Here is a 15,134-nt window from a genome sequence, read left to right as displayed (position 1 = left end):
ATCAGTGCAGGGCGTTGGGCAGGGCCAGTGTGAATGGGGGAATCAGGGCATTGAAGGGAGAACCATCGGCGGCCTCCATGCCGTAGAGTCCCTGCATGCTGCCCACCTCCGTGGCCAGGACGGTGCCGCTGGTGTATTCGTAGGTCTGGCCCGGTTCGATTACAGGCTTCTCACCGACAACCCCTTCACCTTCCACCTCTTGCACGTGTTCGTTGCCATCGGTGATGCGCCATTTGCGGTGCAGCAGTTGCACGCTGTCGGCATTGTTGTTGGTGATGCTGATCTGATAGGAGAATACGAAACGGTGTGCCTCCGGCTCGGACTGGTCCGGCAGATAGGCGGTGGCGACATGGATCGTGATATGGCGGCTGTAATCGGTGGCATCCATCAGTTCGGAATTATCCTCGTTTTTATTCGGATGAAGGTGGCGTGTCGACCGTATCGCTCAGGGCGTCGCTGATCGCCACGAATTCGGCCAGAGTCAGGCGCTCGGGGCGCAGGCCCGGGTCAATCCCCAGCGTTTCCAGCTGCTCGGCGCTGATCAGCTGCTTGAGGTTGTTGCGCAGTGTCTTGCGGCGTTGACCGAATGCGGTGCGGACCACATTTTGCAACTGTTTCACATCCTTGGCCGGAACAGGAGGTTCGGCGTAGGGCACCAGGCGCACAATGGCGGAGTCTACCTTGGGGGCCGGTGAGAAGGCTCCCGGCGGGACGATGAACAGCGGCTCGACGCGACAATAGTACTGCGCCATGATGCCGAGGCGGCCGTAGTGGTTGTCACCGGGGCCTGCAGCCAGGCGGTCGACGACTTCCTTCTGCAGCATGAAATGCATGTCCTCGATCAGGCCATTAAAGCTCAACAGATGGAAGATCAGCGGGGTTGAGATATTGTAGGGCAGGTTGCCGACAATGCGCAGGGCACGGGCGTCCTGTTGCAAACCGGAAAAGTCGAACTTCAGCGCATCCGCTTCATGAATTCTGAAGGTGTCGGCATAGCGGAAAAACTGGGTTCGCAGGACCGGGATCAGGTCACGGTCCAGCTCTACTACATCCAGTTCACCCTTGCAGGCGTCCAGCAGTTCCTCGGTCAGGGCACCAAGCCCCGGGCCGATCTCGACCAGGTGCTGCTCCGGTTGGGGGTTAATGGCGCGAATAATGCGACCAATGACACCCTGGTCATGCAGGAAGTTCTGGCCAAAGCGCTTGCGCGCCCTATGGCCCAGGTGTTTCTTACTCATCGGGTCAATTACCTGATTGGTGGCGCGCCATGTCCAGCGCGAACTGAACGGCTGTTAGCAGACTGCCGGCATCGGCCTGACCGGTACCGGCGAGGTCCAGGGCCGTGCCGTGATCAACAGACGTGCGAATGATCGGCAGCCCCAGGGTGATATTGGCAGCGCGGCCGAAGCCCTTGTATTTCAGTACCGGCAGTCCCTGGTCATGATACATGGCCAGCACCGCATCGGCGTTGCGCAGATGGTGCTCGGTAAACAGGGTATCGGCCGGGAGTGGGCCGACCAGTCGGGCACCGCGGGTGCGGAACTGGTCAAGAACCGGGGTGATGGTGTCAATTTCCTCGCGGCCCATGTGTCCACCTTCTCCGGCATGAGGATTGAGACCGGCGACAAGAATGCAGGGGTTGTCGATGCCGAAGGAGCGCGTCAGATCCTGCAGCAGGACTTCGATGACCTCTTCCAGCAATGGGCGGGTGATGGCGGCAGGTACCTGTGCCAGTGGCAAGTGGGTGGTCGCGAGCGCCACCTTGAGCCCCTCGGTTGCCAGCATCATCACGACCTTGCGGCTGGCGGTCATCTCTTCAAGAAATTCGGTATGGCCGCTGAACGGAATGCCCGCGTCGTTGATGACGCCCTTGTGTACCGGTGCGGTCACCAGTGCGTCAAAAGTGCCGGCAAGGCAACCCTGAGTAGCGGTGGTCAGAGTCTCCAGTACATAGGCCGCGTTGGCAGGATCAAGTCGACCGACTTCACTTGGTGCGTGTAGGCTCACCGGTTGGTAATACAGGCTGCCCGGCGGTGCCGGAGTGGCCGCTGCTGCGACGTCCAGCGGCAGCAGTTGCAAGGGCAGTCCCAGCAGTTCGGCGCGGGCCTGCAGCAGAGCGGGGTCCGCAACGGCAACCAGCTGGCATGCCTGTTCCTGCTGAGCCAGCTGAATGCAGAGTTCCGGGCCAACTCCGGCCGGTTCACCTGGGGTTATGGCAATACGAGGGCAGCTCACGATCAATTTTTACGCTCGATATAGGCTTGTGAACGAATCTCACGCAACCAGTTGCCCAGCTCTTCATTGAACTTGCGCTGGCGGATACTGTTGCGGGCCTGAGATTCGAGCATCTCTTCTCCCAGATCCTGGGTACGGTAGTCCTGCACCTGCAGGATGTGCCAGCCGAAACGGGACTCGAAAGGCTCGCTGATTTCGCCTTTGCCGGAGCGGTTCATGACCTGCTCGAATTCAGGCACCATTTGACCGTCCTGGGTCCAGCCCAGATCACCGCCCTGAGAGCCGCTGGCCGGGTCGTCGCTGTAACGGCGGGCCAGATCATCGAAGGGCTGGCCTTCACGCAGTCGTTGGTACAGGTTATTGATAAGACGACGGGTCTGATCGTCATTGCGGATTTCATTCGGGGTCAGCAGGATGTGACGGACCTTGGTCTGTTCAACCAGCTGCACCTTGCCACCGCGTTTGTCTTCAACCAGCAGCAGGTGGAAACCTCCCGGGGTGCGTACCGGGCGGCTATATTCGCCTGGCGACAGTTTGTTGATTGCGTTGGCCAGGGTTTCCGGCAATTCGGTTTCACGGCGCCAGCCCAGCTCGCCGCCCTGCAGAGCGTTGGGAGCGTTGGAGATAGCGATGGCCAGTTCTGCAAAGGAAGTTCCCTGCTCCAACTGGGCGTGGGCATCCTTTGCTTTCTCTTCAGCCTTGCGAATCATTTCGGGTGTAGCGTTTTCCGGCAGAGCAAAAAGGATATTGCGGAGCTGGTATTCGGCCTGTACCTGTTGTTGCCCCAGTTCAGACTCGAGGAAACTCTGAATTTCCTGCTCGGATACGCTGATACGGCGATTAACACTGCTCTGCTGTACCTGGGTCAGCAGGATTTCGCGGCGGATCTGTTCGCGTGCCTGGGCATAATTCTGGCCTTCGGCGATAAGTGCTTCACGAAACTGGGCCAGCGTCATGTTGTTCTGGGCAGCGATGCGGTTCATGGCCTCGTTGAGCTGCAGGTCAGGTACCCGGATGCCCTGACGTTCGGCCAGCTGCAACTGGATGTTTTCAAGGATCAACCGGTCCAGCACCTGTTGGCGGAGCACGTCCTCGGGAGGAAGGCGGGTTTCCTCGCGCGCCGTGATTTGCTGGCGCACCAGCGTCAAGCGTTGCTCCAGTTCGCTCTCCAGTACGATGTCTTCATTGACGACCGCGGCGATACGGTCCAGTACTTCGGCCTGCAGTGAGGCCAGGGGCGTTGCCAGTAATACCAGTGCCAGCAGTGGCTGTCTGAGTTTAGAAAGCGCCATTGTCATCCTCGTCATATCCGGTAATTTCTTCCAGGAATTCGCGTCCCTGACCCTGTCCGAAGGCGCCCAGACCGCGCAACACGAACTGCAGGAAGACGCCATTGTCCGTCTCAAATTCTTCCACGTTGCCATCCGGGTCTACCACCCAGCTGCGGCCGCTCAGGCGCAGTTTCCAGCAGCAGCTGGAGTATTCGATACCAAGCAGGGTTTCCAGGTTTTCATTGTTGTCCAGATCCTGTTGCCAGCGGCCATAACCGGTCCAGCTGTTGCTTAACGGCCAGCGGAAGGCCAGGTCCATCTGTTGGTGCGCCGAGCTGTTTGCGGGATCGTCGTTGTATTTTTCCAGGTTGTCACGATAGCTCAGGTAGAGCAGTCGCTTGTCGCCCGGCAAATAGCTCAGTTTATAGTTGTGCTCCAGAAATTCGTAGGTATCCCGGTCAACTTCGCCATTATGAGTGAGGCGCAGGTTGCGGGTGAAGTTCCAGTTGGCCAGCGTGGCCAGGTTGGAGCTGTTATCGGTACCGCCGTTATTGCGATCGCCGGGGCGACCGGCGTATTCACGGTCGGCAAAGTAGTGCGCCTGGGCAACGCCCAGACGGAGCTTTTCAATGCCCTGATCCGAGTAGACCGCACTGGACAGGCCCAGCGTAGCCTGCTGGGTATCGGCGACACGGTCATTGCCACTCCAGCCGGTTTCATGGAACAGGTTGTAGTAGGTGAAGTCGAGCAAAGAGGAATCGAACAGGGGGATATCCTGCAGGTCGTCCGAATTCACGTCCGCATGCAGCAGCATCAGGCGCGGTTCCAGCGTCTGGATGTACTGGCCGTCGGCCAGATCGAATTCGCGTTCCAGTACCAGTCCGGAGTCGATGCTGACGATGCCGGCGCTGGCAGAGTAACCGCCGTCCAGCGAATTGTCGCGCTCGTTTTCGAGGTCGTATTCCGAATGCCAGAGCGTGGCCGATGGGCGGATATAGCCCCAGGGGCGTTCAAAGGCGGCGCTCAGGCGCGGACTCAGGTGGACACGGTCGCCCACAGTGGCATCGGCCTTGCCCTTGGGCGCGTAAATACTGTCCAGATCCCGATCAAAACGCGTATATTCGGCGACATAGCTGAAATCCAAGGCGCCGGCTAAACCCGGTTGAGTACCGCTCAGTGTCAGTTGAGGCACTTTCTCGTAAGGTGTCGAGCCATCGATGGTCTGATAGCTATGGGTCATCAACGACAGGTTCCAGCCGGGCTGCAGGTAGCGCAGTTCAAAGATCTGGTTGAGGTGGTCGTTGCGGCGGACTTCAAGGTCCGTGCCCAGGTTCTCGAAGTAGTCATCGTCGCTGACTCGGGTGAAATCGATACGGCTGTGGAGGTTGTCCATTGGCATGCCGTTGTGCTTGAAGCCAAACAGCCAACGGTCGTCGCCGTATTTGTCATCACCGGACAGCCAGGCGTTGCTGAGCGTGTTGTGCGACCAGTGGTTCATGTAGCGGAATTCGTTTTCCAGCAACAGGCCACGCTCGCCGATGTGGCGCAGTGTCAGGGTGTCGTCGTAGTTTTCCGCCAGATTGAAATAGTAGGGGATGGCAATATCTATGCCGTTGCTCTCGGAATAGCCCAGGCTTGGGAACAGGAAACCGGACTGGCGGCGATCATCGATCGGGAATGACAGGTAGGGTGTATACAAAACGGGTACGCCGGCGACATCAAAGGTTGCATGGCGCGCGACGCCACGGCCGTTTTCCGGGTTCAGTTCAATGTTGCTGGCCGCAATCTGCCAGGCATTGCTGCCGGGGGCGCAGAAAGTAATGGCCCCTTTGGACAGTTCGACCCGGCGGTCGCCGTAGCGCGTGATCTGTTCGGCCTGTCCTCGCATGTGTTCCTGGTGCATCACATATTGAGCATTGTGGAACAGGGTCTTGCCACTGAGCATATCGGCATCGGCCTGCTCACTGGTGAGCAGGAGGCCTCTCTCGCGATAGCGCACTTCCCCGAACAGGCGTGCAACACTGGATTGCTGGTCGTATTCACCACGCACACTGCTGATCAGGCGGCCGCCACGCTGCAGCTGGATACCGCCTTCCAGTTGGGTCAGGCCACCAAGTTCGGTAGACGAATTCAGGGCATTGACATAGACCGGTTGTTGGTCGAACGGCCGGTCGTCATCAAGGAAGGCGAAGTCGGGTTCAACGTAATGTCCGATACAAGCCCCCGTGGCTTCCCCGGGGGCGTAGGGGTACCAGTCCAGCGCTGCGGCGGTTGCCGGAACCAGAGGTCCCAAGGCGGCCTGCCGGGTGACCGGAGCCGTGCCCGGTACTTCCTTGCAATCCCAATCATCGCCACCGGCCGTACAACTCCATTCAGGTGCGCCGGCGGTGGCAACGGCCTGCCCCTGTGCGCGTGTATCCGGGGCTGAGGCGGGCGCGTTGTCATGGTTGCATTCCCAGCTGTCGCCTTCTGCGACACAATCCCAGGCCGCCTTGTCCGCTGAGGGGACCGAAGCCGTGGCAGACCGAGCGGCAGGTTGAGGTCGGGACGTAAAGTTCTCTGGCCAGTCGATAGGTTCGGGGGCGCCGTTTGTCGTAATGACTTCCGTAACGGGAGCGGTAGCTGTTACAGCAGCGGGTTCGGCAACGGCTTCCACTCGGCCGGCCGGGGACGCTTCGGCGGTCTGCTCGGCTGCACTGGTGTCGGACTCCGTGGTGTCGTTGCTGATCGGCGGTGTTGGCCCTGAGGGCTGCGCCAGGTGTTCATTGACTTCACAGTCCCACTCGCCACTGGGCGTAAGGTTGCAGCTCCACAGGCGGTCCGGGTTGGTTTGGGCATGCAGTGTCTGGGCACTGATCGCAGCGGCGACCGCCAGTGTCAGTTTAAATGCAGCACGGGTGTTAAAGGGCATCAGATCGCTATCCAGTTGCGGTCGAAGGCTGGTTTCACGCCAGCTCTCAAGTCGAGTACCATATCGAGCCATGCATGATAAAGCATTCACAACTTCAAGTGCTAGAGGACAGGAGCGAATGGGGCAGAGGCTGAAGCAGCTTTCACAGTGGGTACAGCAGCAGGCGAAAGATCAGGAAATGCAGGTGGCTGCCGAACTGGAGCCGGTTTCCGGTGATGCCAGTTTTCGTCGCTATTTCCGCGCACGGGGTGACGAGGGGAGCTGGATTGCGGTAGATGCCCCCCCCGAACATGAGGATTGCGAGCCCTTTATTGCCGTAGCCCAGGGCTGGCTGGCTCAGGGCGTTCCGGTGCCACGCGTAATTGCCAGTGATCTTGAACAGGGCTTTATGCTGCTGGAAGACTTCGGTGACTCGCTGCTGCTGCCAGCGCTGGAGAGCGCAACCGTTGAGACGCATTACACGCAGGCACTGGAGGTATTGCGGCAGGTTCAGCGTACCACCAACCCTCAGTTGCCTCCCTATGACAGGGTAATGCTGGCGCGGGAAATGGCACTCTTTCCTGAATGGTTTCTGACCCGCCTGCTGGGGCTGGAGTTGTCCGAGGAGGAATACACGCTGCTCGGTCTGGTGGCCAAATTGCTGATTGAGTCGGCGCTGGCGCAGCCGCAGGTCAGTGTGCATCGTGACTATCACTCGCGCAATTTGATGCTGTGCGAACAGGGACTGGGCGTGATCGACTTTCAGGATGCGGTGAAAGGTCCGGTGACCTATGATCTGGTGTCTTTGCTGCGTGACTGTTACGTGGACTGGCCGGATGAGCAGGTGCGTTTCTGGGTCGAAGCCTTTCGCCAGCGTCTGTTGCAGGATGGTGTTGAAGTGGGCGAGTCGGGCCTGTTTCAGCAGCAGTTCGACTTGATGGGCATGCAGCGTCATCTGAAGGTGTTGGGTATATTCAGTCGTCTCTGGCTGCGAGACGGTAAGGAAGGATACCTGGATGACCTGCCTCGTACGCTATCCTATCTGTATCGAGCCTCGGCGCGCTACGAGGAGCTTGATACCTTTACCCGCTGGCTGGAAAAGCGTGTCATTCCGGCTTTTGAGGCACATCCGCGTTTCAGTGGGCAGTCGCTCGCACACTGGTGGGCATGATGAAAGCGATGATTTTGGCGGCCGGGCTGGGTACACGGATGCGACCGCTGACATTAACCACCCCCAAGCCTCTGCTTGAAGCGGGGGGCAAAAAGCTGATCGAATATCATATCGAGCGCCTGGTCGCGGCCGGAATCGCGGACATCGTGATCAACCATGCCTGGCTGGGGGAGCAGATTGAAAGCTATCTTGGCAGTGGTGAACGCTATGGTGCTCGGCTCCGTTACTCGGCCGAGACCGAACCTCTGGAAACCGGAGGTGGCATTCGCAAGGCTCTACCTCTGCTGTGCGATGAGGGCGATGAAGCCTTTCTGGTGTTGAACGGGGATCTGTTCAGTACTCAGGCATTGACACCGCTGGTGGCGATACGACCGCCGGCAGGAGGCGCTCATCTGGTGCTGGTTGATAACCCGGCCTGGCATGCGGATGGCGACTTTGCCTTGTCATGCGATGGGCGGGTTTCCGAGGCAGGAGACGACCGTCTGACCTTCAGCGGTATCAGTATTCTGACCCCTGGGCTCTTTGCCGGTATCGAGGATTCCGCTTTTGCTTTGGCTCCCCTGCTGCGTCAAGCCATGGCTCGCGGGTTGGTCAGCGGTTCCCGGCATGAAGGATACTGGGAAGATGTAGGTACACCTGATCGTCTGCGGGCACTGGACCAGCGCCTGCGGTCGGACGTGTTCTGAGGAGAGTCTATGCAGGACCTGATTACACAACTGAAACAGTATCGTACCGGCCTGTTGATCGGGGGGCTGATCGGCCTGTTGACCGGTGGTCCCATCGGTTTACTGCTGGGTGGTACGGTGGGCTTTCTGGCGCAGCGTGGATTGAGTCGCAAGCTCAAGGACTACAACCCTCAGCAACTGTTCTTTCGCGCTACCTTTTGTGCCATGGGCAAGCTGGCCAAGGCCGACGGCCGTGTCAGTGAGTCAGAAATTGCCTTTGCTCGTGAGGTCATGACGCGGATGGGACTGACCGAAGCGCGCCGGCATGAGGCGATCGCTTGCTTTAACGAAGGCAAGGCGGAAGACTTCGATATCACGGAAGTGCTGCGGCCTTTGGCGATTCTGCTGCGTAACCGTGCGGCCGTGAAGCTGATGTTTGTCGAGATTCAGCTGCAGGCCGCGATGGTGGATGGTGACGTGAGTCCGGCCGAACAGGCGGTGCTGCAGCAGATGTTTGCCCAGCTGCAGTTTACGCCGCAGGAGATCGAACTGCTGATGTCGAGGATGCGAGCCGAAGATGCTTTTCGGCGTCATTCCTGGGAGTCGCATCAGCAGGGGGGCAGCCAGCCAGAGCTGCTGGCTGATGCATATGGAGTGTTGGGTGTTGCGCCTGAGGCCAGTGATGCCGAGGTGAAAAAAGCTTGGCGCAGGCTGATGAGTCAGCATCACCCGGACAAGCTGATCGCCAAGGGCCTGCCGGAAGATATGGTGCAGCTGGCCAAGGAAAAAACCCAGGAAATACAGGCTGCCTATGATCGCGTTAAAGCGGCGCGAGGCATGCGCTGATTCTGTCTATTCAAGCCGTTGACCTGGCGGCATCTGGGTCAGGGGAGGAATCGTATCCGGGGTGGAAGTGAGCGCTTCCTCCGCTGTGCTCTGGAGCAGAATACGTTCCAGCATCCCGCGAACCTGTTTGACCAGCCAGGGCATCTCGGCCTGCCAGCCTCGGAAGACACCGGGCACGCGGCCTTGGTGGTAAGCATTCAGGCCCATGCGTGCGGCCTGTAGACGCCGCTGGCCTGCATTTGGCTCTGCCTCGGGGTAGCCCGGCAAGGGAGCATGGTACAGGTCCAGGATGGTGTGTCGAGACAGGGGGGCGAACAGATTCGCCAGTGCAGTCGGCGATTGCTGCAGTGGTTGCGGGTCGATCAATACCAGTGTGACTTCCTCACCCTTTTCGAGGGCCAGTGTTGCGGCCGAAGTCGCACTTTGCCCAATTGCGAGGATGATCTGTTGCTGTGCTTCGCTGCGCTGCGCCAGTTCCTGCCAGGCCAGCGTCAGGCGCTGGCGCAGCTGTTCGGAGTGAGTCACCGATGGCGGGGCGCTCTTCTCCTCAGGGGGCGGCGCTGTCACTGAACTGGTCTCCAGCCTCTCTTCAGAGGGAAGAGTCTCGACTTCAGCCGTGCTGGAAAGTGCTGTTTGGATGGTGCGCGTCCGTGGTGGAAGTGCTTCCGATGGCAGCGGCAGGGGTTCCAGTGTCAGCACCGACCAGCCGTGCTCCGGCAGGTAGCGTGTCAGGGCTCGAGTCTGCCCCAGCCAGCCTCCGGCTGCACCGGGGTCGGGCAGGATCAGCAGCGCTCCATGGGGCTCGGGCATCATGGCGGGTCGGTACAGCAGGATAAAACGGTCGTCGTCGGACTCTAGCGTCAGCAATTCATGGCTGCTGTCCAACTGTTGCAAAAGCTGTTGTTCCGGGTTGCCGGAGCTTGTGCTCTGACGTACGGGTTCCGTTGCCAGGCAGGGGCTGCTCAGGGCGCAGAGGATAAACGGGGCAAATTTCAACATATCGGAATTATCGATCCTTCGTTCTCGCCCCGCAAGTGCCGGGGAGGGCATTAATCCTGCCGGTGGCTTGAGGTACAATGGCGTGATTACTAATCAGTCAATGAGTTCCCATGGCCGACTTCAAGATTGCTCCTTCTATTCTCTCTGCCGATTTCGCTCGCTTGGGTGAAGAGGTTGAAAACGTGCTGGCTGCCGGTGCGGATATTGTTCACTTCGATGTGATGGACAACCACTATGTACCCAATCTGACGATTGGTCCGATGGTGTGCAAGGCGTTGCGTGACTATGGTGTTACGGCACCGATTGACGCCCACCTGATGGTCAAGCCTGTTGATCGCATGATTGGCGAATTCATCAAGGCCGGGGCCTCCTATATTACTTTCCATCCCGAAGCATCCGAGCATATCGATCGGTCATTGCAGATGATTCGTGATGGTGGCTGTCAGTCGGGTCTGGTCTTCAATCCGGCCACGCCGCTGCATTATCTGGATCATGTCATGGACAAGGTGGATATGATTCTGCTGATGTCGGTCAACCCCGGTTTTGGCGGGCAGAAGTTCATTCCCTCTACGCTGGATAAGCTGCGCCTGGTGCGTGAACGCATCGATGCCAGTGGTCGTGATATTCGTCTGGAAGTGGATGGGGGAGTGGGGATCGGCAATATCGCGGAAATTGCCGCGGCCGGTGCCGATACTTTTGTGGCGGGGTCTGCCATCTTCAATACCGATGACTACGCCGCCACGATTGCACAGATGCGTGCCGAGCTGGCCAAGGTTGCCTGCTGATGCGTGCCTTGTTCAAGGGTGAATTGCCTCAGCGGGTTATGTTTGACCTGGATGGCACTCTTGTTGACAGCGCTCTGGATCTGACGGCGGCTGTGGATAACATGCTGCAAGCACTGGGGCGCGAGGCAGCGGGTGAATGCAAGGTACGCCAGTGGGTCGGCAATGGTGCTCAGGTGCTGGTCAAGCGGGCTCTCAGTGGTGAGATGCACCCGGCTGAAGATGCCGTGGAGCCTGAGTTGTTCCAGGCTGCATTCGAGGTCTTTCTGTCGGCATATACACAGAGTAATGGACGTTACGCCAAACTTTACCCCGGTGTGGAAGCATTGCTGCTACACCTGCAACAGGCGGGTGTCCCCATGGCGGTTATCACCAATAAGCCGATGGCGTTTACCACTCCGTTGCTGCAGGCACTGAAGATCGATCACTATTTTGATCAGGTGCTTGGGGGAGATAGCCTGCCGGTGAAAAAGCCTGATCCGCTGCCGTTGCTGACGGTGCTGGAAACCGCCGGCTGTACACCTGAACAGGCGCTGATGGTGGGGGATTCACGCAATGATGTGGCGGCGGCACGAGCAGCAGGGTGTCCGGTTGCTTGCGTCAGTTATGGCTACAACCACGGCGAAGCCGTGGCCAACTGCTCACCGGATCGGGTTGTGGATAACCTTGTTGAATTGATGGCGCCGGCAATATCCTGACTGATCGTGTATGCCGGCGGCGTACAACGAAGACCAATTCTGGGCAGGCTCTGATTCAAAGGGCCTGTTCACGGCTTGTCAGTGCCAGAGTCTTTCCTGCGCACCTGAACGGCAGGAGCATGCCTGTCGGTGAAAGGATACTGACCAGGTAAAAGGCATTGTCCCATGCCAGTGCAGCTCAAGGAATGGAAAAGGGCATGAGCATGAAAAAAGCCGGTCCCTGTAGGGGGACCGGCTTGTGGATTGCCAGAATCAGACTGCTCAGTCGCAGAGCGCGTCCAGCTTCTGCTTCAGAATGCCGGTGACAGCGCCCGGGTTGGCCTTGCCGCCAGTGGCTTTCATGACCTGCCCCATGAAGAAGCCCAGCATCTTGCCGCGCTTCTCCGGTTCGGCCGCCTTGTACTGCTCGACCTGCTTGTCGGCGCTGGCGATGACTTCATCGACGATTTTCTCGATGGCACCGGTGTCGGTGACCTGCTTGAGACCTTCGGCTTCGATGATTTCGTCAGCGTTGCCGCCCTTGTTCCACATCAGTTCAAACACCTTCTTGGCGATATTGCCGGAGATGGTGTTGTCCTTGATGCGGACCAGCAGGCCGCCGAGCTGTTCGGCAGAGACCGGGCTGTCCTTGATATCGGTGTCGTTCTGGTTGAGGAACTTGGCCAGCTCGCCCATCACCCAGTTGGCGGACAGTTTGGCATCGCCCGAAAGCTTGACTGCCTGCTCGTAGTAGTCCGCCTGTGGGCGGTAGGCGGACAGGACGCCGGCATCGTATTCGGACAGGCTGTACTCGCTGATGAAACGCTCGCGACGGGCATCCGGCAGTTCCGGCAGGGTTTCACGGATCGCTTCGATGTAGCTGTCATCGATAATGACCGGCAGCAGGTCCGGGCAGGGGAAGTAACGGTAGTCGTTGGCTTCTTCCTTGGAGCGCATGCTGCGGGTTTCGTTTTTGTCCGGATCGTACAGGCGGGTTTCCTGCACCACGGTACCGCCGTCTTCGATCAGGTCGATCTGACGCGCCACTTCGGTGTCGATGGCGCGTTCGATGAAGCGGAAAGAGTTGATGTTCTTCAACTCGGTACGAGTGCCCAGCTCTTCCTGGCCCTTTGGACGGATGGATACGTTGCAGTCACAGCGCATGGAACCTTCGGCCATGTTGCCGTCGCAGATGCCCAGTGTCGTCACGATGGCGTGGATCTTGCGCGCGTAGGCGGCTGCTTCCTTGGAAGAGCGCATATCCGGCTCGGATACGATCTCAACCAGCGGAGTGCCGGCACGGTTCAGGTCGATGCCGGACATGCCGTGGAAGTCTTCGTGCAGGGATTTGCCTGCATCTTCTTCCAGGTGTGCGTGATGCAGGCCTACGCGACGCTGCACGCCGTCATCGGTTTCGATATCGACGAAGCCCGGGCCAACGATCGGCTCAGCCAGCTGAGTGGTCTGGTAGCCCTTGGGCAGGTCCGGGTAGAAATAGTTTTTGCGCTCGAACACGGAGCGCTTGCCGATCTCGGCGTTCACCGCCAGACCGAACATCACTGCCATGCGCAGGGCGTTCTCGTTGAATACCGGCAGGGTGCCCGGTAGTGCCAGATCAACGGCGCAGGCCTGGGTGTTCGGCTCGGCACCGAACGCCGTGCTGGCACCGGAGAAAATCTTGGTTTTGGTCGACAGCTGGACGTGAATCTCCAGGCCGATAACGACTTCCCATTCCATGCTTACACCTCCGCTCCGGCCGGGATCTGTTTATGCCAGTCAGTTGCCTGCTGGAACTGGTGCGCCACGTTAAGCAGCTTCGACTCGGCAAAATAGTTGCCGATAATCTGCAGGCCGACCGGCAGGCCGTTGGTCTGGCCGCAAGGCACGGAAATGCCCGGCAGACCCGCCAGGTTCAGCGACAGGGTGAAGATATCTTCCATGTACATGGAGACCGGGTCGCTGCTTTTTTCGCCCAATTTGAACGCGGGCTGCGGCGTGGTCGGACCCATGATGACATCGACGTCGTTCAGCACATTGACGAAATCCTGCTGAATCATGCGACGGATCTGCTGGGCCTTGTTGTAGTAAGCGTCGTAGTAACCGGCGGACAGGGCGTAGGTGCCGATCATGATGCGGCGCTTGACCTCGGCACCGAAGCCTTCGCCACGGCTGCGCTTGTACAGGTCTTCCAGATCCACCGGGTTGTCACAACGGTAGCCGTAGCGTACGCCGTCGAAACGGGACAGGTTGGAAGAGGCTTCGGCCGGGGCCAGGATATAGTAGGCCGGGATGCACAGTTCGGTATTGGGCAGGCTGACCTCTTTCACGGTCGCACCCAGCTTCTCGAACTCGGCCACAGCATTGCGAACCTGCTCGGCAACACCGGCATCCAGAGCGGCAGAAAAGTACTCTTTCGGCAGGCCGATTTTCAGTCCGGCCAGCGGCTGGTTCAGCTCGGCGGTGTAGTCTTCCATGTCGCGCTCGGCGCTGGTGGAATCCATGGGGTCGAAGCCAGCCATGGCATTCAGAATCATGCCGCAGTCTTCAGCGGTTTGCGCCATGGGGCCCGCCTGATCGAGAGAGGAGGCGAAGGCGATCATGCCGTAGCGGGACACACGACCATAGGTCGGTTTCAGGCCGGTGATACCGCAGAGTGCCGCTGGCTGGCGGATGGAACCACCGGTATCGGAGCCGGTGGCCGCCGGCGTCAGGCGCGCTGCCACCGCTGCAGCTGAACCGCCTGAAGAGCCGCCGGGTACGCAGTCGGTGTTCCAGGGGTTGCGAGCCGGGCCGTAGAAGCTGCTCTCGTTGGAGGAGCCCATGGCGAATTCGTCCATATTCAGTTTGCCCAGCGTGACAGTGCCTGCATTTTTCAGGCGGCTGACGATGGTCGCATCGTAGGGGGAAACGAAGTTGTCCAGCATTTTTGAGGCGCTGGAGGTACGTACACCCCGAGTGCAGAACAGATCCTTGTGCGCGATTGGCAGACCGCAGAGAGCACCGCCGTTACCGGTTGCGCGGGCTTCGTCGGCAGCTTGTGCCTGGGCCAGGGCCTGTTCTTCTGTAATCGTGATGAACGAGTTGTAGCGGCTGTCCAGCGTGTTAATACGTTGCAGGTAAGCCTGAGTCAGTTCGGTGCTGCTGAAATCGCCGCGCTCCAGCCCTTGGGCGAGCTCGGCCAGTGTCTTGTCAAACATGTCGATGTCCTTGAACCTGAAGGCGGATTATTCGATGACCTTGGGAACCAGGAAGAGACCTTCCTCGGTGGCGGGAGCGACGGACAACAGGGCTTCGCGCTGGTCGGGTTCGGTAACCTCGTCGGCGCGCAAGCGTTGTACGGCATCCAGCGGGTGGGCCAGCGGCTCGACGCCTTCGGTGTTGGTGGCCTGCATCTGATCCACCAGGTTCAGTATGCTGTTCAGTGAATCACCATAGCTGTCGACATCGGCGGCGTCGATTTGCAGGCGCGCCAAGTGAGCTATTTGTTCCACATCGGATCGGTCCAGTGACATAGGTCCGCTTCTCGCTTTGATCAGTCTTTGCTTAAGGAGCCCTTAATGCTCAAGGCCCCGCCGCAATTGAATTTGGATGGAATGAA

At 59.1% G+C, this 15,134-nt stretch carries 14 protein-coding genes; 5 read left to right on the top strand and 9 right to left on the bottom strand.

The window, feature by feature from the left end; translation table 11 throughout:
* Position 1: 1 nt before the first annotated feature.
* From apaG to lptD, 5 genes are read right to left on the bottom strand one after another with little or no spacing between them, the layout of a single operon-like run.
* Entirely contained in the window at positions 2 to 388 is a 387-nt protein-coding gene (gene apaG, locus H1S06_RS12330; RefSeq protein ID WP_181740636.1) for a Co2+/Mg2+ efflux protein ApaG, read from the bottom strand.
* A gap of 22 nt (positions 389 to 410) precedes the next feature.
* The gene (rsmA, locus tag H1S06_RS12325; RefSeq protein ID WP_181740634.1) at positions 411 to 1,238 is read right to left on the bottom strand and encodes a 16S rRNA (adenine(1518)-N(6)/adenine(1519)-N(6))-dimethyltransferase RsmA; all 828 of its coding nucleotides are present in this window, start codon (positions 1,236 to 1,238) and stop codon (positions 411 to 413) included.
* A gap of 4 nt (positions 1,239 to 1,242) precedes the next feature.
* Positions 1,243 to 2,235 carry a 4-hydroxythreonine-4-phosphate dehydrogenase PdxA gene (gene pdxA, locus H1S06_RS12320; RefSeq protein ID WP_181740632.1) on the bottom strand — a complete coding sequence of 331 codons (993 nt, stop codon included), beginning with the start codon at positions 2,233 to 2,235 and terminating at the stop codon, positions 1,243 to 1,245.
* 2 nt (positions 2,236 to 2,237) lie between these two features.
* Positions 2,238 to 3,527: a peptidylprolyl isomerase gene (locus H1S06_RS12315; RefSeq protein ID WP_181740630.1), complete on the bottom strand. Its 1,290-nt coding sequence runs from the start codon at positions 3,525 to 3,527 to the stop codon at positions 2,238 to 2,240.
* Positions 3,514 to 6,417 (bottom strand): LPS-assembly protein LptD, encoded by a 2,904-nt coding sequence (gene lptD / locus H1S06_RS12310; protein WP_181740628.1) that lies wholly within the window; start codon positions 6,415 to 6,417, stop codon positions 3,514 to 3,516. Before lptD ends, H1S06_RS12315 begins: the two co-directional genes overlap by 14 nt.
* A 118-nt stretch (positions 6,418 to 6,535) precedes the next feature.
* Here lptD and H1S06_RS12305 point away from each other — a divergent pair, with 118 nt between their 5' ends.
* From H1S06_RS12305 to djlA, 3 genes are read left to right on the top strand one after another with little or no spacing between them, the layout of a single operon-like run.
* Positions 6,536 to 7,567, top strand: coding sequence for an aminoglycoside phosphotransferase family protein (locus tag H1S06_RS12305; protein ID WP_181740626.1), 1,032 nt, complete (start codon positions 6,536 to 6,538; stop codon positions 7,565 to 7,567).
* Positions 7,567 to 8,253, top strand: a complete 687-nt coding sequence (murU, locus tag H1S06_RS12300; RefSeq protein WP_181740624.1) for an N-acetylmuramate alpha-1-phosphate uridylyltransferase MurU — start codon at positions 7,567 to 7,569, stop codon at positions 8,251 to 8,253. Before H1S06_RS12305 ends, murU begins: the two co-directional genes overlap by 1 nt.
* Before the next feature lie 9 nt (positions 8,254 to 8,262).
* Positions 8,263 to 9,078, top strand: coding sequence for a co-chaperone DjlA (gene djlA / locus H1S06_RS12295; protein ID WP_181740623.1), 816 nt, complete (start codon positions 8,263 to 8,265; stop codon positions 9,076 to 9,078).
* 6 nt (positions 9,079 to 9,084) lie between these two features.
* Here djlA and H1S06_RS12290 read toward each other — a convergent pair whose 3' ends face one another.
* Positions 9,085 to 10,077: a DUF3530 family protein gene (locus H1S06_RS12290; protein ID WP_181740621.1), complete on the bottom strand. Its 993-nt coding sequence runs from the start codon at positions 10,075 to 10,077 to the stop codon at positions 9,085 to 9,087.
* Positions 10,078 to 10,187: 110 nt separating this feature from the next.
* On the opposite strand from H1S06_RS12290, the gene rpe reads away from it, so the two are divergent.
* Entirely contained in the window at positions 10,188 to 10,862 is a 675-nt protein-coding gene (rpe, locus tag H1S06_RS12285; RefSeq protein WP_181740619.1) for a ribulose-phosphate 3-epimerase, read from the top strand.
* Complete coding sequence (locus H1S06_RS12280) at positions 10,862 to 11,557, top strand: phosphoglycolate phosphatase (protein ID WP_181740617.1); 696 nt, start codon at positions 10,862 to 10,864, stop codon at positions 11,555 to 11,557. The genes rpe and H1S06_RS12280 overlap by 1 nt, the downstream gene beginning before the upstream one ends.
* A 261-nt stretch (positions 11,558 to 11,818) precedes the next feature.
* On the opposite strand, the gene gatB is transcribed toward H1S06_RS12280, so the two are convergent.
* The 3 genes from gatB to gatC are packed head-to-tail and all read right to left on the bottom strand — an operon-like array spanning position 11,819 to position 15,048.
* A complete protein-coding gene (gene gatB, locus H1S06_RS12275) occupies positions 11,819 to 13,273 on the bottom strand; it encodes an Asp-tRNA(Asn)/Glu-tRNA(Gln) amidotransferase subunit GatB (RefSeq protein ID WP_181740615.1) in 1,455 nt (484 codons plus the stop codon).
* 2 nt (positions 13,274 to 13,275) lie between these two features.
* A complete protein-coding gene (gene gatA, locus H1S06_RS12270; protein WP_181740612.1) occupies positions 13,276 to 14,733 on the bottom strand; it encodes an Asp-tRNA(Asn)/Glu-tRNA(Gln) amidotransferase subunit GatA in 1,458 nt (485 codons plus the stop codon).
* A 27-nt stretch (positions 14,734 to 14,760) separates the two neighbouring features.
* Positions 14,761 to 15,048 (bottom strand): Asp-tRNA(Asn)/Glu-tRNA(Gln) amidotransferase subunit GatC, encoded by a 288-nt coding sequence (gene gatC / locus H1S06_RS12265; RefSeq protein ID WP_181740609.1) that lies wholly within the window; start codon positions 15,046 to 15,048, stop codon positions 14,761 to 14,763.
* Positions 15,049 to 15,134: the final 86 nt, after the last annotated feature.

It is taken from the genome of Marinobacterium marinum, assembly GCF_013868415.1.
GTDB classification, from domain to species: Bacteria; Pseudomonadota; Gammaproteobacteria; order Pseudomonadales; family Balneatricaceae; genus Marinobacterium; species Marinobacterium marinum.
This window is presented reverse-complemented; position numbering and strand designations above follow the sequence as displayed.